The 275-nt window shown below is 74.2% G+C and carries 1 protein-coding gene; it reads right to left on the reverse strand.

Annotation, left to right across the window (positions count from 1 at the left end; all coding sequences use genetic code 11):
• Positions 1-275 (reverse strand): ATP-binding protein (locus tag J0695_RS41555; RefSeq protein ID WP_505383647.1); only part of this gene is annotated, 275 nt, incomplete at both ends.

Below are 275 nucleotides of genomic sequence, written 5' to 3' on the forward strand. Positions count from 1 at the left end.
GAGTGCGGGCCGGGGTTCGGGGGCGGGGAACGCGCTCGGTTCGGCGCGGACCGGACGCGGTCCTGTGACCGGGGGCGAAGCGGGTTTCTCGGCGGGTTCCGGGACCGGGGCACCGGCCGCCTCCCGCTCGTCGTCCGTACGCGCGGTGAGCGCGCCGGGGAGCATGGCGGTCGGCAGGAGGACAACGGCGGTTGTCCCTCCGTAGGGGGAGGTCCGCAGGTGGACTTTGATGTCGTGCCGTGCGGAGAGGCGGCTGATGACGAAGAGGCCGAGGC

The sequence above is a fragment of the Streptomyces beijiangensis genome, assembly GCF_017315755.1.
GTDB lineage: Bacteria > Actinomycetota > Actinomycetes > Streptomycetales > Streptomycetaceae > Streptomyces > Streptomyces beijiangensis.